Origin of the sequence: Mycobacterium sp. ST-F2, assembly GCF_001905655.1 — a bacterium.
GTDB lineage: Bacteria > Actinomycetota > Actinomycetes > Mycobacteriales > Mycobacteriaceae > Mycobacterium.
Map to the genome: position 1 here is coordinate 35,069 of NZ_JMHT01000057.1, position 19,766 is coordinate 54,834.

Annotated in this window: 19 protein-coding genes; 8 read left to right on the plus strand and 11 right to left on the minus strand. The window is 68.5% G+C overall.

From position 1 onward, the window contains the following. Window positions 1-80 precede the first annotated feature (80 nt). The gene (locus EB75_RS19635; protein WP_073696978.1) at window positions 81-335 is read right to left on the minus strand and encodes a hypothetical protein; all 255 of its coding nucleotides are present in this window, start codon (window positions 333-335) and stop codon (window positions 81-83) included. A gap of 154 nt (window positions 336-489) precedes the next feature. Here EB75_RS19635 and EB75_RS19640 point away from each other — a divergent pair, with 154 nt between their 5' ends. Continuing rightward, on the plus strand, window positions 490-1,203 hold the full coding sequence (locus tag EB75_RS19640; RefSeq protein WP_073696979.1) for a hypothetical protein: 714 nt from the start codon (window positions 490-492) through the stop codon (window positions 1,201-1,203). A 196-nt stretch (window positions 1,204-1,399) separates the two neighbouring features. Here EB75_RS19640 and EB75_RS29740 read toward each other — a convergent pair whose 3' ends face one another. After that, window positions 1,400-2,770, minus strand: coding sequence for an RNA polymerase sigma factor (locus tag EB75_RS29740; RefSeq protein ID WP_073696980.1), 1,371 nt, complete (start codon window positions 2,768-2,770; stop codon window positions 1,400-1,402). Window positions 2,771-2,789: 19 nt separating this feature from the next. After that, window positions 2,790-3,020 carry a hypothetical protein gene (locus EB75_RS19650; RefSeq protein ID WP_142239715.1) on the minus strand — a complete coding sequence of 77 codons (231 nt, stop codon included), beginning with the start codon at window positions 3,018-3,020 and terminating at the stop codon, window positions 2,790-2,792. Between the two features lie 370 nt (window positions 3,021-3,390). Here EB75_RS19650 and EB75_RS19655 point away from each other — a divergent pair, with 370 nt between their 5' ends. From EB75_RS19655 to EB75_RS19670, 4 genes are all read left to right on the plus strand, one after another. Next, window positions 3,391-4,911 carry a CoA-acylating methylmalonate-semialdehyde dehydrogenase gene (locus EB75_RS19655; RefSeq protein ID WP_061004492.1) on the plus strand — a complete coding sequence of 507 codons (1,521 nt, stop codon included), beginning with the start codon at window positions 3,391-3,393 and terminating at the stop codon, window positions 4,909-4,911. Window positions 4,912-4,926: 15 nt separating this feature from the next. Beyond that, window positions 4,927-6,087 carry an acyl-CoA dehydrogenase family protein gene (locus EB75_RS19660; protein ID WP_073697062.1) on the plus strand — a complete coding sequence of 387 codons (1,161 nt, stop codon included), beginning with the start codon at window positions 4,927-4,929 and terminating at the stop codon, window positions 6,085-6,087. Window positions 6,088-6,165: 78 nt separating this feature from the next. Then, entirely contained in the window at window positions 6,166-7,038 is an 873-nt protein-coding gene (gene mmsB, locus EB75_RS19665) for a 3-hydroxyisobutyrate dehydrogenase (RefSeq protein ID WP_073696981.1), read from the plus strand. Window positions 7,039-7,146: 108 nt separating this feature from the next. Beyond that, a complete protein-coding gene (locus tag EB75_RS19670; protein ID WP_142239716.1) occupies window positions 7,147-8,139 on the plus strand; it encodes a hypothetical protein in 993 nt (330 codons plus the stop codon). Between the two features lie 64 nt (window positions 8,140-8,203). Here the strand turns inward: EB75_RS19670 and EB75_RS19675 are convergent, their stop codons facing one another. Next, on the minus strand, window positions 8,204-8,974 hold the full coding sequence (locus tag EB75_RS19675; RefSeq protein ID WP_073696983.1) for an HAD family hydrolase: 771 nt from the start codon (window positions 8,972-8,974) through the stop codon (window positions 8,204-8,206). 176 nt (window positions 8,975-9,150) lie between these two features. Between EB75_RS19675 and EB75_RS19680 the strand changes: the two genes are divergently transcribed. From EB75_RS19680 to EB75_RS19690, 3 genes are all read left to right on the plus strand, one after another. Next, window positions 9,151-9,831, plus strand: a complete 681-nt coding sequence (locus EB75_RS19680) for a response regulator (RefSeq protein WP_020101448.1) — start codon at window positions 9,151-9,153, stop codon at window positions 9,829-9,831. Beyond that, on the plus strand, window positions 9,828-11,024 hold the full coding sequence (locus tag EB75_RS19685) for a GAF domain-containing sensor histidine kinase (RefSeq protein WP_061001779.1): 1,197 nt from the start codon (window positions 9,828-9,830) through the stop codon (window positions 11,022-11,024). Before EB75_RS19680 ends, EB75_RS19685 begins: the two co-directional genes overlap by 4 nt. Window positions 11,025-11,138: 114 nt before the next feature. Next, window positions 11,139-13,463, plus strand: a complete 2,325-nt coding sequence (locus EB75_RS19690; RefSeq protein ID WP_073696984.1) for a putative bifunctional diguanylate cyclase/phosphodiesterase — start codon at window positions 11,139-11,141, stop codon at window positions 13,461-13,463. A gap of 5 nt (window positions 13,464-13,468) precedes the next feature. Here the strand turns inward: EB75_RS19690 and EB75_RS19695 are convergent, their stop codons facing one another. The 7 genes from EB75_RS19695 to EB75_RS19725 all read right to left on the minus strand — a co-directional run bounded on the left by EB75_RS19695 (window position 13,469) and on the right by EB75_RS19725 (window position 19,730). Then, on the minus strand, window positions 13,469-13,957 hold the full coding sequence (locus tag EB75_RS19695) for a MarR family winged helix-turn-helix transcriptional regulator (RefSeq protein ID WP_020101445.1): 489 nt from the start codon (window positions 13,955-13,957) through the stop codon (window positions 13,469-13,471). Window positions 13,958-13,996: 39 nt separating this feature from the next. Further along, a complete protein-coding gene (locus tag EB75_RS19700; RefSeq protein ID WP_064858370.1) occupies window positions 13,997-15,040 on the minus strand; it encodes a pyridoxal phosphate-dependent aminotransferase in 1,044 nt (347 codons plus the stop codon). Continuing rightward, window positions 15,037-16,056 carry a 3-oxoacyl-ACP synthase III family protein gene (locus EB75_RS19705; protein ID WP_036427217.1) on the minus strand — a complete coding sequence of 340 codons (1,020 nt, stop codon included), beginning with the start codon at window positions 16,054-16,056 and terminating at the stop codon, window positions 15,037-15,039. Before EB75_RS19705 ends, EB75_RS19700 begins: the two co-directional genes overlap by 4 nt. 7 nt (window positions 16,057-16,063) lie before the next feature. Beyond that, window positions 16,064-16,711, minus strand: a complete 648-nt coding sequence (locus tag EB75_RS19710; RefSeq protein WP_020101442.1) for a DUF8713 domain-containing protein — start codon at window positions 16,709-16,711, stop codon at window positions 16,064-16,066. Continuing rightward, on the minus strand, window positions 16,692-18,407 hold the full coding sequence (locus tag EB75_RS19715) for a thiamine pyrophosphate-binding protein (RefSeq protein ID WP_073696985.1): 1,716 nt from the start codon (window positions 18,405-18,407) through the stop codon (window positions 16,692-16,694). Before EB75_RS19715 ends, EB75_RS19710 begins: the two co-directional genes overlap by 20 nt. Window positions 18,408-18,480: 73 nt before the next feature. After that, window positions 18,481-19,209 carry an anti-sigma factor family protein gene (locus tag EB75_RS19720; RefSeq protein ID WP_142239717.1) on the minus strand — a complete coding sequence of 243 codons (729 nt, stop codon included), beginning with the start codon at window positions 19,207-19,209 and terminating at the stop codon, window positions 18,481-18,483. Beyond that, the gene (locus EB75_RS19725) at window positions 19,206-19,730 is read right to left on the minus strand and encodes a sigma-70 family RNA polymerase sigma factor (protein ID WP_073696986.1); all 525 of its coding nucleotides are present in this window, start codon (window positions 19,728-19,730) and stop codon (window positions 19,206-19,208) included. Before EB75_RS19725 ends, EB75_RS19720 begins: the two co-directional genes overlap by 4 nt. Window positions 19,731-19,766: the final 36 nt, after the last annotated feature.

Consider the following 19,766-nt stretch of genomic DNA (forward strand, 5'->3'; position numbering starts at 1 on the left):
ACGAGAGCAGCCCGGACCCGGTTCAACACCGGACCCGGCTGCGTCTCGAATCCGCGCAGGCGGGGTGCCATCACGGCCAGTCAGTGCTTCTTGTGGTCGGAGTGCTTCCAGTCCCAGTCGTACCAGTGCCAGTAGTAGTGGCAGTGCTCCCAGTCCCACCGGGCCCACGAGCAGTAGTCGTGGCCCCAGGTCTGCGGAGCAGGGATGGACGGCTGGGCTTGTGCGGTGCCCGCCGTCAGGCCCATGCCGGCCAGGGCCATGCTGCCGGACAGCAGCGCTGCCGCGGCAGCCCGCTTCGCAAGAGACTGCCGCTTGGCAGGGGTGTTGTTGGTCATTTCGCGCTCCTTGTTCGGTGTTGCAGACGCCCCGTGCGGGCTCTGTCATAGGTAGGAGCGCGACCCCCGGACGCCGGGGACACTTTTTTCGGAAGAATCCGAATTGCCACGAAAAAACTTGTCAGACTCTGCTGCCGGCAGTGCTCATACCAGCATGAGCAACCATTCACCGACCCCGTGGAACCCCGACACCGACAACACCATCGCGGCTGACGCCATAGACGCCGGCCCGCGTTCGGCGACCTTCTCCCGGCTCGCGTACAGCGACCAACTCGACATACCCGATGCGCCGGAGGACGAACTCACCGTCGCCGTCGGCACCGACGACGGCCGCTGGGCCCGGCGCCGCGTGGCGCTTGCCCTGGGCGGTGCGGCCAGTGTGATCGTGGCGTCGGCCGCCGTGGCGTTCACCGCGATCAGTTCACTCGACGCGGGGACCTCTGTGGCGGCCGCCGGCGGCTCGACTGCCGTTCCCGCGGCCGCGCCCACCGTTCTGGTGCAGCCGCCGGCGGCACTTCCGGCGCCCTCTGCCCCGCAGGCAGCACCGGCCGTTCCGGTAGTTCCCGACCACGTGCCGGCGGCCGCGCCTCAGCGACCGGCCGCACCGGTCGTCACCGCGGCACCCGCGGCCGCACCCGCCCCGGAAGTCGCACCACCGGCTCCCGCCCCCGAGGTGGTCCCGGCACCGCCGCTACAACCACTGCCCACGTTCCCGCCCATCGTCATCAACCTGCCGGCGCCGCCGGTCGCGCCGCCCAAGGAACCGCCCACCAAGCCTGAACCGCCGGCGCTGAAGGGCCCGCTCGCCATTCCGAGCCCCGGAAAGACCCCGCCCGTCAACCCGAATCTGCCTCTGGATGCCGGCTGACATCACCAGACCCACAAGCCCGCCACGGTGGTTACCGTGGCGGGCTTTTCATTGACCCTGTACCCAGGGCGCAGTTGTCCGAGAGGCACACGCCCCCACGTCAGGATCAACGGCCCAACGCACCCAAGCCGCGTCGACCCTGCAACCAAGGCGCACTTCTGCGAGAGGCACACGCCCTCACGTCAGAGTCAACGGCTCAACGCCGGCCGCCGGAACCCGCATCGCCGGTGGGAGGCGGCGGCGCTTCGAACGACGGCGGCGCAACCGACATCGGTGGACGCGTCACCGGGCCGGGCCTGCCGGCCGTGTGATCCGGTGGCGACGGCTGCGGTGCCGGCATCGGTTCGGCAGCCGGGGAATCCTGCTGGGGCTGCGGTTGCTGACTCGGCACCACCACCACCGGCGGTGCGACCGATTTGGTCGAAATCCCAGGCACCAGCATCCCTGGCGCGCTGGGCGGCGCGCTCCGCGGGGTGCTCGGCGGCGCGGAAAGCGGCGTCGTCGCGGGTGTATCCAAGGGCGCCGTGATGCCGCTGTCGACCGGTTCCCGGCCGTGGCGGGCCGGCCCGGTCAGCGTCCAGACCAGACCCGCAACCAGCAGCAGCGCGCAGGCGGCCAGGCTGATCGGCAGAGCCAGCCGGCGGCGTCGTTCCTCCGCGGGCGCGGTACCGACGCCGGGGTCGGCGCCGGCACCGGGGTCGGCGCCTGTACCAGCGTCGACGCCCGACCCGGCGTCGGTCTCGTCGATCAAATCGGTTGTCCAACAGACCAACTGAATGTCCGCAAGCGTGGTGTCCCGGAGCTCCGTCGGGGCCGGGATGAAGGGCATGGCGCCCAGTAGCGCTGCCGGACTCACCCGGCGGCCCCGTTCGGATTCGCACTCGGGACACGATTCGATGTGCCGGGCGACGCGTTTGCGCATCAACACCGTCATCGTGCCGTCCCAACCATCGAGCACCGCGGCAAGACCCGGGCATCGTGCCGGGTCCTGCTGGGTCTGCCGGGCCACCAGCAACGCACCGAGCGAGCGGCCGACCATCTCCCGGGCGCGATGGGTCAGGGTGTTGGCGGTGGCCGGGCTGACGCCGAGTGCCTTGCCGAGTTCCGGTCCGTCGAGCCCGTGGCGGTAGCTCAGTTCGATGACCTCGCGGTCACGGTCCGAGAGGCCACCGCAGGCCTCGCGGATCAGCTGGGCCAGGTCGACCTGCTCGGCCAGGGCGTCCGGACCGGCCTCGGCCGACGCGCCGTCGAGGTATTCGTCGTCGGCCGGCTGTTCGAGCTTGCGGCGCTGAATGTGCCGCAAGGCCTGGGAGCGCGACACCGCGTACAACCACGGCCGCAGCTTCTCGGGCTGGCGGAGCTTCGACAGCCCGGTCGCCGCGGTACAGAACGCCTCATGGACGCAGTCGGCAGCGGCGTCGCTGTCCCGGACCATGCGCACGACGAAGTCGTTGAGCCGGTCCGCGTAGCGGTCATAGATCGCGGCGAACGCCGCGCGGTCGCCCGAGGCGGCCGCGCGGGCGAGTTCCTCGTCGGGTGCTTCGTCCCAATCGATAAGCGCGCTCATCGGCGGGGTTCTCCCCCCATCAGTAGTAGTAGGCCGGGTAGAAGCCGGTGTCGCCGTTGTCGCAGTTGACGTTGATGTCCCAGAACCGGTTGAGCGGAATGCCCGGCACGAAGAAGCCCGCCTCTCCGGCGGAGTTCTGGTAGGCCCGCGTGGTGAACCAGTCGGAGGTGTAGGTGCACCAGGTGCCCCCGCTGCCGCCGCTCCAACCGATCCAGATGCCGCCGTAGTGCGGCACCGGATTCACTCCCAATGGGTTCGCGTGCGCGGTTCCAGCGCCCGCCAGAGCTACCGGTACTGCCGCTGCCGCAGCAATTCCAGCAACGAACTTTTCAGCTTGGTAGCCATTGTGCTCCGCCTCTCCTTCGCTCGGCCCGGTTGGCCTCGCTTGTATGTAGGAGCATCTCGCCGTATCAATCCTGACAAGTTTTTCCGAATTTGGTCAGGCATCCGCAAAGAAGTCTCAGACCGCGCAGATACCCGGGAGCAACCACAGCGGGTCAGGGCCGCAGGTGCCATGCCGGCAACCCCTTGCCAACACCGGGCCGCAATTACTAGGATATGCAAGTATCCCGGCGCGTGAGCCGAGAATCCCGAACTCTCCATAACTTTGGACGGACGTCATGACCACCCAGATTCCGCACTTCATCAACGGCCGGCGCACCACCGGCGAATCGACCCGCACCGCCGACGTGCTCAACCCCAGCACCGGCCAGACCCAGGCCCAGGTGCTCCTGGCGTCGGCCACCGACGTCGACGCCGCGGTGGCGGGTGCCGTTGTCGCACAACAGGAATGGGCGTCGTGGAACCCGCAGCGCCGGTCGCGCGTGCTGATGAAGTTCATCGATCTGGTGAACCAGAACAAGGACGAGTTGGCCCGCCTGCTCTCACTGGAACACGGCAAGACGTTCGAGGACTCGCTCGGCGACATCCAGCGCGGCGTCGAGGTCATCGAGTTCGCCGTCGGCATCCCGCACCTGATGAAGGGTGAGTTCACCGAGGGCGCCGGATCCGGCATCGACGTCTACTCGATGCGGCAGCCCCTGGGCGTCGTCGCCGGCATCACGCCGTTCAACTTCCCCGCGATGATCCCGCTGTGGAAGGCCGGACCCGCGCTGGCCTGTGGCAACGCCATCATCATCAAGCCGTCCGAGCGCGACCCCTCGGTGCCGCTGCGCCTCGCCGAGCTGTTCATCGAGGCCGGTCTGCCGGCCGGTGTCCTGCAGGTGGTCAACGGTGACAAGGAGGCCGTCGACGCCATCCTGGCGCACCCCGACATCAAGGCCGTCGGCTTCGTCGGCAGCACCGACATCGCGCAGTACATCTACTCGAACGCCGCCGCCAACGGCAAGCGTGCGCAGTGCTTCGGCGGCGCCAAGAACCACATGATCGTGATGCCCGACGCCGACCTGGATCAGGCCGTCGACGCCCTGATCGGTGCCGGCTACGGCAGCGCCGGCGAGCGGTGCATGGCCATCAGCGTCGCCGTCCCCGTCGGCGAGGAGACCGCAAACCGCTTGCGCAACAAGCTCGTCGAGCGCGTCAACCAACTGCGGGTGGGCCACAGCCTGGACCCGAAGGCCGACTACGGCCCCCTGGTCACCGGCGCGGCGCTGGAGCGCGTGCGGGGCTACATCGCCCAGGGCGTGGACGCCGGCGCCGAGCTCGTGGTCGACGGCCGCGAACGCGCCAGCGACGACCTCACGTTCGACGATGCCGACCTGTCCGGTGGCTTCTTCCTCGGCCCCACCCTGTTCGACCACGTCACCCCGGACATGTCGATCTACACCGACGAGATCTTCGGCCCGGTCCTGGTGATCGTCCGCGCCCACGACTACGAGGAGGCGCTGCGCCTGCCGTCGGAGCACGAGTACGGCAACGGCGTCGCGGTGTTCACCCGCGACGGCGACACCGCCCGTGACTTCGTCTCGCGCGTACAGGTCGGCATGGTCGGCGTCAACGTGCCGATCCCGGTTCCGGTGTCCTACCACAGCTTTGGCGGCTGGAAGCGGTCCGGCTTCGGCGACCTCAACCAGTACGGGACGGCGTCGATCCAGTTCTACACCAAGGTCAAGACCGTCACCGAGCGCTGGCCGTCGGGCATCAAGGACGGGGCCGAGTTCTCGATCCCGACCTTCAAGTAAGGGCCTGCGTTGAGCATCGACCTCTTCGGACTCGACGACGACGAACGCGTGATCGCCGAAACAGCGGCCGCGTTCGCCGAAAAGCGGCTGGCGCCAAACGCTTTGGCGTGGGATGCCGACGAGCACTTCCCCACCGACGTCCTGCGGGAAGCCGCCGAACTGGGCATGGCGGCGATCTACTGCAATGACGACGTGGGCGGCAGCGGGCTGCGCCGGTTGGACGGCGTGCGCATCTTCGAGCAGCTCGCCGCCGCTGATCCGACCATCGCGGCGTTCCTGTCGATCCACAACATGTGCGCGTGGATGGTGGACAGCTTCGGCACCCCGGAGCAGCGCAAGACGTGGCTGCCGAAGCTGGCCTCGATGGAGGCCATCGCGAGCTACTGTCTCACCGAACCGGGCGCCGGCAGCGACGCGGCGGCCTTGCGCACCAAGGCCGTTCGCGACGGTGACCACTACGTGCTCGACGGGGTCAAGCAGTTCATCTCGGGCGCGGGCGTCTCGGACGTCTACGTCGTGATGGCCCGCACCGGGGCCGACGGACCACGCGGCATCTCGGCCTTCATCGTCGAAAAGGACACGCCCGGAATGAGTTTCGGCGCCAACGAGGAGAAGATGGGCTGGCACGCCCAGCCGACCGCCCAGGTGATCCTGGAAGGTGTGCGGGTGCCCGCCGAGGCCATGCTCGGCGGCTCGGACGGCGAGGGCACCGGTTTCTCCATCGCGATGAACGGCCTCAACGGTGGCCGCATCAACATCGCCGCCTGCTCCCTGGGCGGCGCGCAGGCCGCCTACGACAAGGCGCTCGGCTATCTGGCGTCGCGTGAGGCCTTCGGCGGGGCCCTGATCGACGAGCCGACCATCCGGTTCGCCCTCGCGGACATGGCGACCGCCTTGGAGACCTCGCGAAACATGTTGTGGCGGGCGGCAACCGCACTCGACACCAACAATCCGCGCAAGGTCGAACTGTGCGCCATGGCCAAGCTCCACGTGACCGAGGCCTGCTACACGGTGGCCGACCAGGCATTGCAGCTGCACGGCGGCTATGGCTACCTGCGCGAGTACGGGCTGGAAAAATTCGTCCGCGATCTCCGGGTGCACCGCATCCTGGAGGGGACGAACGAGATCATGCGCGTGGTCATCGGTCGGGCGGCCTCGACCGCCGCACGCAACTGAGCGATTTGTGCACGAAAATCCGCGGCGAGCGCGGGAAATCGTGCACAAATCGCCGAGAACTCTAGGGAGGACACACTGATGGCGACGATCGCATTCCTCGGGCTGGGCCACATGGGTGGCCCGATGGCGGCCAACCTCATCGCGGCCGGGCACACCGTGCACGGCTTCGACCCGGTCCCGGCCGCCGCGCAGGCCGCACGAGAGCACGGCGCGACGACCTTCGACAGCGGCCCCGAGGCGGTGGCCGGCGCCGACGTCGTCATCACCATGCTGCCCAACGGCGATCTGGTGAAGCGCTGCTACGCCGACGTCCTGCCGGCCGCGGCACCCGGCACGCTGTTCATCGATTCGTCCACCATCTCGGTCGACGACGCCCGCGAGGTGCACCGTCTGGCCGGCGAGCACGGCTTCGCCCAACTGGACGCGCCGGTGTCGGGCGGCGTGAAAGGGGCGACGGCCGGCACGCTGGCGTTCATGGTCGGCGGCGAGGCCGAGGCCTTCGAACGCGGCCGCACGGTGCTCGAGCCGATGGCCGGCAAGATCATCCACTGCGGCGACTCGGGGGCGGGCCAGGCCGCCAAGGTGTGCAACAACATGGTGCTCGCCGTCCAGCAGATCGCGATCGGTGAGGCATTCGTCCTCGCCGAGCACCTCGGCCTGGACAAGCAGTCGCTGTTCGACGTGATCACCGGCGCGACCGGCAACTGCTGGGCCGTGCAGGTGAACTGCCCCGTCCCGGGTCCGGTCCCCACGTCTCCGGCCAACAACGAATTCCAGCCCGGTTTCGCCACCGCCCTGATGAACAAGGACCTCGGTCTGGCGATGGCTGCGGTGCGCTCGACGGGGTCGTCGGCACCCCTCGGCAGCCATGCCGCGGACATCTACGCGAAGTTTGCCGCCGAGCATCCCGATCTCGACTTCAGCGCGGTAATCAATCTGCTGCGTCAATGACGTCGCATCATCATCACCGCACGTCACAGTGGTATTCGTTAGTTAACTGTGACATCGCGCGCATTAGGGCATAGGATGCGTGGGTCGCACAGGGAGGATTCGCGCCGCATGACTTTCAAATTTTCCGCCAAGGGGGCAACGGCCTCGGCTACCGCGATTGCTGTGGCGTTTTTCGGGGCGGGCATCGCCTTCGCGTCGCCCGGCCCGTCGACCCCCGGGAACCCGGGCAACCCGGGCACCGACCCGGCACAGCCGACGCAGACGCAGCAGGCCAGCAAGAACAACGAGTCGGCCACGACTCCGTCGGGTGACCTCGGCACGGCCAGCAGCAAGACCGTCTCGAGCTCGACCTCGAGCTCGTCGGCCGGCCACACCGGCAAGACGGCGCGCAACAACGACAACGGCCTCGACTGGGGTGACGACTGGAGCCTGGGTGGCTTCCCGCCGATCAACCTGTCGAGCATGCAGCCGCCGGAGGCCACCGTCGCCGTGCCGCTGTCCCTCGGCCTGCCCGGCCTGAGCCTGCCCAGCCTGGTGCTGGACGCCGGTCTGGGCGGTCTGATCACCGGGCTCGGCGGTCTTCTGCTGAACAGCGCGGCAGCCGCAGTGCCCGCGGGCGCGACGCTGGCAGCCCCCGCTGCCGCCGCCGCGGCCCCGGCCGCGACCGCCGCCACCTTCGGCACCCTGTCCGCCGTCGGCGACATCGCGAAGGTCTCCTCCGCGGCTGCCGCCCCGGCCATCGCTGCTCCTGCTCTCGCGGCACCGGCCGCGGCTGCCGCTCCGAGCCTCGGCGGTCTGCCGGCGATCGGTGCACCGGCGATCGGTTCGCTCAGCGCGCTGGCCGCACCGAAGCTGCCGGGCATCGGCCTGCCGAAGATGCCGTCTGCCGGCCTGCCGGAGCTGCCGGACTTCACCAAGCTGGGCGCCCCCAAGCTGCCCAAGCCCGAAGACCTGCCGCACCCGGAGGTCGGTCTGCCGAAGGCCCCCAAGATCGGCCTGCCGGACATGTCGGACATCCCGCACCCGCAGATCGGCTTCCCGCCGCACCCGCGGATCTTCCCGAAGATCGGGCTGCCGAAGATCAGCCTTCCGTGGTTCTGAGCCGCTGAAAGAGGCGGGGCAACCGCCCCGCCTCGACAATTGAAAAGATGTGAAGAACTGGTGGTCAGCCCTGGGCTGACCACCAGTTCTTGTGTAGGCGCTCGCATCCGGCGGCCAGCAGGCCGTCGTACTCTGCGCGCACCTGGACCGCCCCGGGGAATTCGTGGCCGGCCGAGTAGCCGGTGGTGACCACCAGCGTCGCCAGCTTGGCGGCCCGTGCCGCGCGGAAACCGCGGGCACCGCCCGCCACCGCCAGCGCGCTCTCCGGTCCCAGCCCCAACTCCCACAGGGCGTGGCCGTGCAGATCCGGTTCCCGGGTCGGACGCGGCAGATCATCGGGCGTCACGATGGTCTCGGCGATGCCGTCGCCCAGCAGCTGACGGACCAGCGGCTCGACCCAGGACCGGCTCCCGGTGCTGACGACAGCCACCGCCACCCCGGCGCCGAACAAGCCGGCCGCCAGGTCGGCGAGGCCGTCGCGCGGGCTGACGTCACCGTCGAGGACCGACGTCTCGAAAAGGTCAGTCTTGGTGCGGTACACGTGGGCGGCGATCTCGTTGCTGACCCGTCCGTATCCGCGCCGGCGCAGTGCCGAGGCGACGCGACGCTGTTCGTCGGCGATGCGGACCAGCCGGCCATATTCGGCCACCGACCAGGAGATATCCAGCCCGTGCTCGGCGAAGGCGGCGTTGAACGCCACGCGGTGTGCGTCGCGCTCGACGTCGGCCAGCGCACCGTCCAGGTCGAAGATCACCGCGCGCAGCGGGTCGATCACGGCATGGGCCGGGCGTGCCACATCCCACCAGAACGTGCGCTCCACACAACTCACCGACATGAGTACAAGGGTGTCCCACGTCACATGTGCGGGGCCTCCCCCCAACGGGGGATTGGACGGGCGAGATTCGGGATGAACATTCCCGATGGTCCACAGCCGGTCCTCCCGACCAGCGCGGAATCGCCGCTCTAAGGTGATGCCATGAGCACCAGCGAGAAGCCGAAGGCGGATCGCGCATGACCGCCGAGCCCGAAGCCGGCGCCGCTGCGCCGGTACGGCTGATCCTGGTCGACGACCACGAAATGGTCATCGAGGGACTCAAGGCCATGCTGGCCGCGTTCAGCGACCGGGTGCGGGTGGTCGGCCAGGCCGTCGGGGCCGAACGCGCCGCCGCGGTGGTCGACGAGCTGCAGCCCGACATCGTTCTGTGCGACGTGCGGATGCAGGGCGCCAGCGGCCTGGACCTGTGCCGTGAACTGCGCGAACGTGCCCCGGACCGCAAGGTGGTCATGCTGTCGGTGTACGACGACGAGCAGTACCTGTACCAGGCGCTGCGGGTCGGGGCGGCGGGCTATCTGCTCAAGAGCATCAGCAGCGACGACCTGGTCCGTCAGCTCGAGTTGGTGCACGGCGGGGCGACGGCCATCGACCCGAGTATGGCCGCCCGGGCCGCCGATACCGCCGCCCGCATGCAGCGCGACGAGTTCTGGCCCGGCGCCCGGCAGGGCCTGACGCAGCGCGAGAGCGAAATCCTGTCGTTCGTCGTCGACGGACTGTCCAACCGCGGTATCGCGACCCGGCTGGTGATCGGCGAGGAGACCGTCAAGAGTCACCTGCGGTCCATCTACCGCAAGCTCGACGTCAGTGACCGGGCCGGCGCCGTGGCCACCGCGCTGCGGGAGGGCATCTACCGATGACGCCGCGCAATGAGGTGCTGACCGCCGACCGCGAGCTGGCCCTGCTGCGCGAGCTGATTCAGGCCGCCTCGAGCGGACCCGGCGTCGAGCCGCTGGCCGCGGCGGCCGCCCGGATGATCACCGCGGCCACCGGCACCGACGTCTGCTTCGTCCACGTGCTCGACGACACCGAACGCTCGCTGACATTGACGGGCGCCACCCCGCCGTTCGACCAGGAGGTCGGCAAAATCCGGCTGCCGCTGGGCGAGGGCGTCTCCGGGTGGGTGGCCAGCAATCGCGAGCCCGTCGTGATCCGCCACGACAAGGAATCCGATCCGCGCTACCGGCCGTTCGAATCGCTGCGCGGCAGTGACTTCGCGTCCATGGTGTCGGTGCCGATGGAGACCGACCCGGGCGGACTGGTCGGCGTGCTCAACGTGCACACCGTCGAGCGCCGGGAATTCACCGCCCGCGACGTGGAGCTGCTGCTGGTCATCGGCCGGCTGATCGCCGGGGCCATGCACCAGGCCCGGTTGCACCGCCAGCTCGTCGCCCGCGAACGTGCCCATGAGAACTTCGTCGAGCAGGTCATCGAGGCCCAGGAGATCGAGCGCCGCCGGCTGGCCGGCGATATCCACGACGGTATCTCGCAGCGGCTGGTGACGCTGTCGTACCGGCTCGACGCGGCGAGCCGGGCGGTCGGGACCGACACCGCCGTCGCGGCCGAGCAGCTGACGCTGGCCCGGGAGCTGGTGGACCTGACGCTCGGCGAGGCCCGCGCCGCCATCGGGAACCTGCGCCCGCCGGTCCTCGACGATCTGGGGCTGGCCGGCGGGCTGGCCAGCCTCGCGCGCTCCATCGGTCAGCTCGACGTCGACGTGGAGCTGACCGACGTCCGCTTGCCCGACCACATCGAGCTGGCGCTGTACCGCATCGCGCAGGAGTGCCTGCAGAACGTCGTGAAGCACGCCCACGCCAGCAATGCGCTGCTGAAGTTCACGGCCGACGCGGAGCACGCCCGGCTCGAGATCATCGACAACGGCATCGGTTTCGACACGTTCGAGCGCCCGCTGGGCGCCGACGAGACGGGTGGCTACGGGTTGTTGTCGATGGCCGAGCGCGCCGAGATCGTCGGCGGCCGGCTGAATATCCGGTCCCGGCCCGGCTCGGGCACCATCGTCACCGCCACCATCCCGCTGCCATCGACGACTTGATGACAACGGCCTGACGTTGCTAGAAATCATCCGTCATGTATCTCGCGGCTGATTTGGCAAATTTTGACAATGCCCGAGGAATACCGAACCATCGTGGTTGACATGGGAGTGTAGGTGCGCACAGGCAACACAAATGCGGTCATCGGTGCTGCTGCAGTCATCTTCGCTGCATTCGCCTATCTGGTGATCTTCGGTGACCATGGCACGTTGGCGGCACGTCTCACCAACGACATCGGGCTGACGGTCTTCAGCAGCCTTGCCTGCCTCGCCGCGGTGGCCGCCTACCGGGCCAACCGAGGCCGGCGACAGCGCGCCTGGCTGGCACTCGCGATCGGGATGGCGGGCTGGGTCGCCGGCAACCTGATCCTGCTCTATCACCACGCCGTGCTCGGTTCGCCGCCCGCGTTTCCGTCGGTGGCCGATGCCGCGTTCCTGCTGCTGCCCTGCTCTGTGGTGGTCGCGTCCGCCGGGAAGGTTCGGCCCGACCGCATGTCGGCACTGCGCCCCGTGCTGGACGGCGTCATCATCGCCTCCGCGCTGTTCCTCGTGTGCTGGGTGCTGATCCTGGAGGAGCTGTTCGCATCCACGCATTCCAGCTGGCTGGCGACCGCGGTGTCGGTCGCGTTCCCGATCTCGGACGTCGTCATGATCACGCTGGCGGTGTTGACGGTCAGTTCGACGGTACCGGGCAAACGCCAGGCCATCGTCCTGGTGTGCACGGGGCTGATCATCGTCGCAGTGGCCGATAGCATCTGGATATACGTTCTGGCCCAATCGAATTCGACCAGTCCGGTGGCTGTCGTCGGCTGGGCCGCGGGCTTGGTGTTGTTCAGTGCCGGCGGGCTGATCGATGCGCGCAAACCGCCGTCGGCGACGGGGCGGAAACGGCAGGCCCCGGCCGATCCATTGCTCTGGCTCCCCTATTCGCCGATGGTGGCCGCAGTGGTCGTCGGGCTCATCGACCTCTGGCCGGTGACCAACGACAAGCCGGTACTGATCGCCGCGTCGGTACTCGTGATGACGGCACTGGTCCGGCAGCTGATCGTGCTGATCCAGAATCGGCGGCTGTTGTTCGACCTCGCCGACCAGACCCGGCGCGATCCGTTGACGGGGCTGGGCAACCGGCTGATGTTCAACGACCACCTCGATGCGGCCATCCGGTCACGTGGAGACGACCGGGTTCCCATCGCCGTGCTCGCACTCGACCTCGACGACTTCAAGATGGTGAACGACAACCTCGGGCACCCGAGCGGCGACGAGCTGTTGATCGACGTCGCGAGTCGGCTCAAGAACACGGTGCCGGCCGAGCACACCGTGGCCCGGCTCGGCGGCGACGAATTCGCCGTTCTCATCCGGTCGGCACCGAATGCGGCAACCACCATCGCCGAGCGGATCATCGAGGCCTTCGACGCACCGTTCTCGCTCAACAGCGAGAAGGTCTTCATCCACCCGAGTGTCGGGTTGGCGATCACCCCCGCCGACGAACCAGACGTCACCGCTGACGATCTGATGCAGCAGGCCGACATCGCGCTGTACGCCGCCAAGCGGACCGGCATCGGCGGCGTACAGACCTTCTCCGCGGACATGCGCCAGGTCTCGCGGCTGGACCTGCCGCAGCGGTGGAGCGACAGCGGTCGGATCCAGCCGCCCGCCCAAGCCGGTGTGCAACTGCTCGGGCAACTGCGCCGTGCCATCGGCGACTCCGAGTTGAAGTTGGTGTATCAGCCCAAAGTGCTGCTGGCCACCGGCGAAATCGTCGGTGTGGAGGCGTTGCTCCGCTGGCCCCATCCCGAGCTCGGCCTGCTGACCCCGTCCGAGTTTCTGCCGTTGATCCGGCGTAACGGCCTGATCGGCTCGGTTACCGACACGGTGCTCAAGCAAGCGGTCCTGGACGCCTCGACCTGGTTCGGGACGGGATATCGCAATGTGCCGGTCGCCATCAACCTCTTCGCGCAGTCGCTGACCGACGTCGATCTGGCCGATCGCATAGGGACCATCCTCGCCGAGCACTCACTGCCACCGAGCGCCCTCACCGTGGAGATCACCGAGCAGATGCTGCTGTCGAACATGAGCCGGACGGAGGTGGTCATCGATCGGCTCCGGAAGTCGGGTCTGCGGGTGTCGATCGACGACTTCGGGTCCGGCTACTCGACCACGAGTTACCTGCGCGACCTGCCGGTCGATGAACTCAAACTCGACCGCGAGTTCGTGCTGCCGATGACGCACAATCCCCGCGCCGCCGCCATCGTTCGATCGGTGATCAACCTGACCCACGCCCTGAACATCGCGAGCGTCGCCGAAGGAGTCGAAGACGCCGCGACCGCCGAGCAGCTCTCGGCGTACGGGTGCGATATCGGCCAGGGCTACTACTTCGCCAAACCGATGTTCGCCGAATCGCTGCGGCCCCTGATCGAATCGCGGAATCCGCTGCGGCGCTGAGCCGGTCAGAAGTCGCCGGCGGTGCGGCGCAGGGTCTCGATCGCATCGACCAGCGCCGCGGACTGTTCGTCGGACATCCCGACGTCAGCGAACACCTCCTTGTTGAGGGTCACCGTGGCGTCCTCGACCGTCGAGCGGCCCACCTCGGTCAACCGCACCAGGGTGGTCCGCCCGTCGGTGGGGTGCGGCACCCGCTCGACGAGACCATCGGCCTCGAGCCGCCGGATGGCATGGGTGACGCTCGTGACGTGCACCTGCAGCCGGTCGGACGCCTTGGTGATCGGCAGCGCGCCACTACCGCTGAACGCCAGCAGCCGCAGCAATTCGTAGCGGGAAAAGCTCAGGTCATAGGGCCGCAGCGCAGTCTCCACGCGCGCCAGCAGAATCTGGTGGGCCCGCATCACCGACGTCACCGCGACCATGCCGTCGGCGACGTCGCCCCAGCCGGCCCGCTCCCAGTTGGCCCGGGCCCGGGCGATGGGGTCACTGCTCACCGCTCATTCATACCGCACCGGACCCCTCGGCCGATGCAGTCAGGCCCCGACGCCCGTCCCGTCCACCGCCTTACGGATGGCCGCCAGCACCGCGCGCGACGACCTGCGGTCCCCGACGGTGATCCGGACGCCGCCGTCGGCGTAGCTGCGCACCCGCGGGCCGTCGTCGCCGAACTCCCAGGCCCGCGCCCCGCTCGGCAGATAGACGAAGTTGGCGTGACTGTCGGTGCAGTACACGCCCATCGAGCGCAGCCGTGCCCGCAGAAACGCCCCTTCCGAGGCGATCATCCGGATACGTTGCCGCAGTTGATCTTCCGCATCGTAGGACGCGGCGACGGCCACCAGGCCGGTGATCCCGATCCCGAACGGCAGCTGCATACCCCACAGGTCGCGGGCGAGCGACGGCGCACACACGCCGTAGCCGATGCGCAGGCCGGCCAGTCCGTAGGCCTTCGAAAAGGTGCGCACCACAACCAGATTGGGATACCGCACCACGAGCGACGGGATGTCCAGGCACAGCTCGGGGGCCAGGAATTCGACGTACGCCTCGTCCAGCAGGACGACGGTGCCCGACGGCACCCGGTCCAGGAACCGGTACAGGTCGGCGGCCGACTCGACCGTCCCGGTCGGGTTGTGCGGACGGCAGATCACCACCACGCGGGCCCGCGCCGCGGCCGCCGCCATGGCGTCGAGGTCATGGTGACCGTGCCGGTCCAGCGGCACGGTCACCGACCGCAGTCGCGCCATCTGCGCGAAGATCGGGTAGCCGTCGAAGGTCGGTGACGCCGTCACCAGCACATCGCCGGGGTGCGTGACGGCCTGCAGCACCTGCAGGATGACGCCCGTGGCGCCCGCACCGACGAGCACCTGGTCATCGGCGACGCCGACGTGTCCGGCGATCAGCGACCGCAGCCGCTGCGGCAGGAACTCCGGATACCGGTTCACCACACCGATCGACGCGGTGAGCGCGGCCCGCACCGCAGGCAGTGGCGGGAACGGATTCTCGTTGAGCGCCAACGCCAGCGGGTCGTCCGCGGCGGGTAGCGAACCGACCGCATCGGCCAACGCGCACGTGGGCGTCATCGCTGTCCGCCCCAGCGCACGGCGGCCGCACCGGCGAAGTCACCGGCGTGCGCGAAGGCCGCCATCATCACGACGTCACCCTCGCCGACCTGTCCGTCGGTGATCGCCCGGTCCAGGTTGACGGGCACGCCGGCGGCGAACAGGTTGCCGCACTCGTCGAACGTGTCGCGGTGCTTCGACTCGGGCAGTTCCAGGGCCTCGCGCCAGTTCCGCAGGAACACGCGGTTCGGCTGATTGGTGACCAGCAGGCCGATGTCCTTGGGCGCCAGCCCGATCCGGTCGCACACCGCGTACGCCACCTCGGGCACCTGACGGTTGCCCCGGGCCAGCACTTTGGTGATCTTGCTCTCGGTGAAGCCGATGCAGCCCTCGCCGGGCCCGGCCTGCCACCATTTGCGCGGCGGGTCGACCGACATCGTCATGTCACCGGCGTATTCGCCGTAGGTGCGGCATTCGACGTCGAGGATCGGCGAAACATCAGAGGCCGCAACGAGTCCCACCGCGGCACCGTCACCGGGTACCGACGCCTGCGCCTTGGGTCGAATGGTGACCTGGTCGAAGACCTGGCCCGCCGCGTTCTGCGCCACCGCCACCAACGCGGTACGCCCCTCCCCGGAGGCGATCAACTGCTTGGCCAGCTTGAGGCCCAGGATGAAGGCCGCGCACCCGCCGTTGTGCAGGTCGATCACCCAGTTCGGCTTCATGCCAAGCCGATTGGCCATACCGCCACCGCCGCCGTAGAACGGCATGTCGGGCAACTGGGTGTGGGTGATCAGGATGTCGACGTCGGCGAGGGCGTCGGAGCCGTGCCGGTCGACGAGGCCCGCCGCCGCCCGCTCGACCATGTCGATGGCCGTCTCGTCGGGTGCCACGTGGTGGCGGAACTTCGGCGCCCGGAACATCAGGTTGTCCCGCAGGTCGTCGGAATCGGCGAACTGCGCGTAGTAGTCGGCGCTGATCGGCTCGCCCGGAAGATAGGTCGAAACGTCGAGCAGGCTCACAACTGGTTGGCTCATGCGTGACTCACTTCATCCAGGCCGGGGTGATCGGCAGACCGTTGCGGTGCCGGTATTCGGCAATCGCCTTGAGGTTGTCCAGTTCCAGGCGGTGGCCCGCCCCGAACATGTCCCAGAAGTCCCCGACCCACACGGGTCGCTGTGCGGGCGCGGTCTCCGGGTAGGGGTTGTTGTCGTAGAACGGGTGGTGGCAGTTGGTCCACAGCACCACCGAACCCGGCTTGTTGAGCACGACCTGGGCGTCGACGACGCGCATCAGGTAGATCATCCAGAGGTGCCGGCCCTGGTCCCAGGCACAGTGGTAGTCGACGGTCATCGCCTCGCGGTTCGCCACTGTGCGCGTGTAGATTTCGGTCTCCGAGCCCAGCCGGTCGTAGGCCAGCCAGAGGCCCGGTTCCTCGGTCTCGGTGAATCCGCGCAGACTGTAGGTCCACTCCTCGAGGCTGCGGGTGTCCGCCAGGTACTCGAACAGTTCCTCCGGCGGGCAGTCGATGTAGTCGTTGACGGTGCAGTAGTCACCGAAGACGACGTCGTGCGGGTATACCGACCGCATCATCTCCATGATGATGGGTGTGGCCTTCTCCCGCGGCGCGTTCTCGATGCGGGTCACGCCGTCGATGGGTAGGGCGATGTCTTCAAGCGCGGGCAGCGACATGCTGGGAGCTCTCTTTCTGCGTCTGTTGTGTGGCGGTATCGAGAAATGGTGCGAACGTGGGGATTTCGTCGGCGGAGCATTCGACGCTGACGACCGATGGCCCGTGCCGGCTGAGCGCTTCGCTCAGCGCGCCGGCCAGCTGCGGCAGCTCGGTGACGTCCGTCGCGTGCAGGCCGGGGAACATCGCGGCGAGGCCTGCGCCCAGCCGGGCCGGGGTGAAGCGGTTGTAGCTGTAGCGGTCGCCGTAGAACAACTGCTCGCGGGTGACGCACATGGCGTGGGCGTTGTTGTTGAACAACACGAAGGTGATCGGGAGCCGGTACTCCAACGCCGTGTGCAGCTCCATGCCGTGCATGAAGAACGAGCCGTCGCCGGCCACCACCACGGTCCGGTATTGCGGCCCAGCGGCTTTCGCGCGGGCGAAGCACATGCCGATGCCGGCGCCGAAGCTGTACCCCATGCCGCCCATCCCGAGCGCCACCACGAAGCGGCCGGCCCGGCGCACCGGCAGCCCGTGCACCGTCGAGGCACCGGTGTTGCCGGCGTCGACGACGATGTCGGCGCCGTCGGGCAGCAGTTCGTCGAGCAGCGCGACGGTGTCGCGGTACCGGATGCCGGGGCCGTCGTGCGGCGGCGGCTGAAGTTCGGTGTGCGGCAGCGGGTCGAGGACCCGTAGCCCGTGGGGCCGGCCGGCTCCGGTCAACGATCGGGTCAGCGCAGTCAGCGATGCCCGCAGGTTGGTCGAATTCACGTGCGTGCTCGGCACATACGGACGTTCCGCGCCGAGCGAGACCGTCTGCACCCCGGCCAGCGCGCCGTCGAGACCGGCGCGCGCCGTCACCGACAGCCGCGTCCCGACCACCAGGCACACCGCGCTGCGGGAGACTGCGTCCACCACCCGCGGATGACCCATCACACCGGTGACGCCCAGCCATGACGACTGTCCCAATCCCGGTGAGCCGCTGACGTCCTTCGCATCGGGCACCGTGGCGACCCAGGCCCGCAGCACCGAGCGCAATTCCTCGAGCTCACGGCGGGCGTCATCGCGGGCCACCTGCTCTCCGGCGATGATCGTGACCGGACCCAGCGCCCGGCGTAACACCTCGGCAATGGGACCCGGGTCTGCCAGCAACGAATCCTGCACCGCAGCAACGGGATTGACCGCATCGATCGTCGCCTGCTGGATATCCTTCGGCAGCAGCAGCACTGCGGGGCCGCCGCTGTCGGCCGCGGCCAGCGCCTCGGCGAGCGCCGGCACGATGTCCTGCGGTTCCGTCACGCGACGGCAGTACACCGACACCGCCGAGAACAACGCCACCGCATCCAGCGAACCGGAACGTCCACTCGTGTCCTGGAAGCTCCCGCGGCCGTCCATGCCGGTCGGCGCCTGCCCGACAAGGGCCAGTACCGGCACTCGACTGGCCAGTGATTCGCCCAGTCCCGCAACGAGATTCAGCGACCCTCCGCCCGATGTCGCAGCCACCACGCCGATGCGGGACACCGCGCGGCTGTAGCCGTCGGCCATGGTGGCGGCGGAGAACTCGTGCTTGGCCAGTATCGCGGTGATGTCATCGCTCACGAACGCCGCGTCGTACAGGTCCTCGATGTTGGCCCCGTCGACACCGAAGATGTATTCGATGCCTGACGCCGCAAGTTGCGCGATGATGTGATCCACCACCCGATGCCTGCTGACCATCTGCCACCTGCTTCCGCTCGTCTACCCAAGACACGAGGCGGAGCGGCGGATGGTTCAACGCCGCCGGGAAAATCTACAGATTGCGCTCCAGCAGCACCTTGCCGTTGTCGGCGGAAACCAGTTGTACCGCAGCAATTTCCGAAACCTGCATCGGCGTGTTACCGCTCGGCAACGCGGTGGCACCCGACATGCCGAACCACGTGGCGATCTGGTTGCGACTGCCGTCGCGGCCCACCACGACCATGCCCAGATTGGTCGGCGGTGCGGCAGGTCCGCTGGACCAGTCGCCGTAGCTGCAGGCCATGTCGATCCGCGTACCCCAGCCGAAGCTGCTCAACGCGATGGTGGCGTTGAACGGTGTGGGCGCCACGTGCTGCATGGGCAGCTGCTCCGCCTGCTGCTGGGTCTGACCACCGCCGAAGAACCCGGGCGAAACCACGGCCACCGCACCGACTGCCAGTACCGCCGCGGCCAGGCCGGCCACCGCCGTCGTCACCCAGCGGGTCCGGCGCCGGCGCCACCGCACCTTGGCCAGCACCGAATCGAGCACCTCGGCCCGCAGCGGCGGTTCGGGCTGCTCCGCACCGATCTCTTGTACGTCCGCCAAATTCAGCAGACCCAACAGAGCCGGCATGCCACTGAGCTCGGCGACTGCTTCCCGGCACCGGGAGCAGGTCTGTAGGTGCGCCTCGTATTCGCGGCGTTCCGCACTGGACAGCGAGCCCAGCACGTAGGCGGCGTCCCAGGTCGCGTATCGGTCGCCGTCAAAGGGTCCGACGGACTCGACAATGTGAATGCTCACCGAGTCACCCCCATTTCCTGCAGATTCAGGCGCAGCGCCCGGACCGCATAATGCAGCCTCGATTTCACAGTGCCCTCGGCGATCTGAAGTTCCGCCGCGATCTGCGCGACGCTCAACTGCCGGTAATACGCCCGCTCGATCACGGCGCGATGATCCACGGAGAGCTGGCTCAGGGCGCCCCCGAGCAGCATCCGATCCAAGGTGATGTCCACTTCATCGGTAGCCTTCGGATCCGTCCGGTCCTCGGCCTCCACCACCTCTGAAGAGGTGGTTTCGTGCCGACGCCGGGCGCTGCGCTGCTCATCGATGATCAGATTGCGGGCGACGGTGTAGAGCCACGCCCGCGGGGACTGGTCGGTACCGGATACGACGTCCGGATGCCGCCACGCCCGCAGCAGGGTTTCCTGCACGACGTCCTCGGCACGCGCCGAGTCCTGGGTCAGGCGCAGGGCATAGCGCCACAGTGCGCCAGCGTGCTCGTCATAAAGCACCCGCATCATGGCGGCCTCCGGATCGCTCATGCACCAACCTCCGTCATTGACACGAGATCAGGGGCG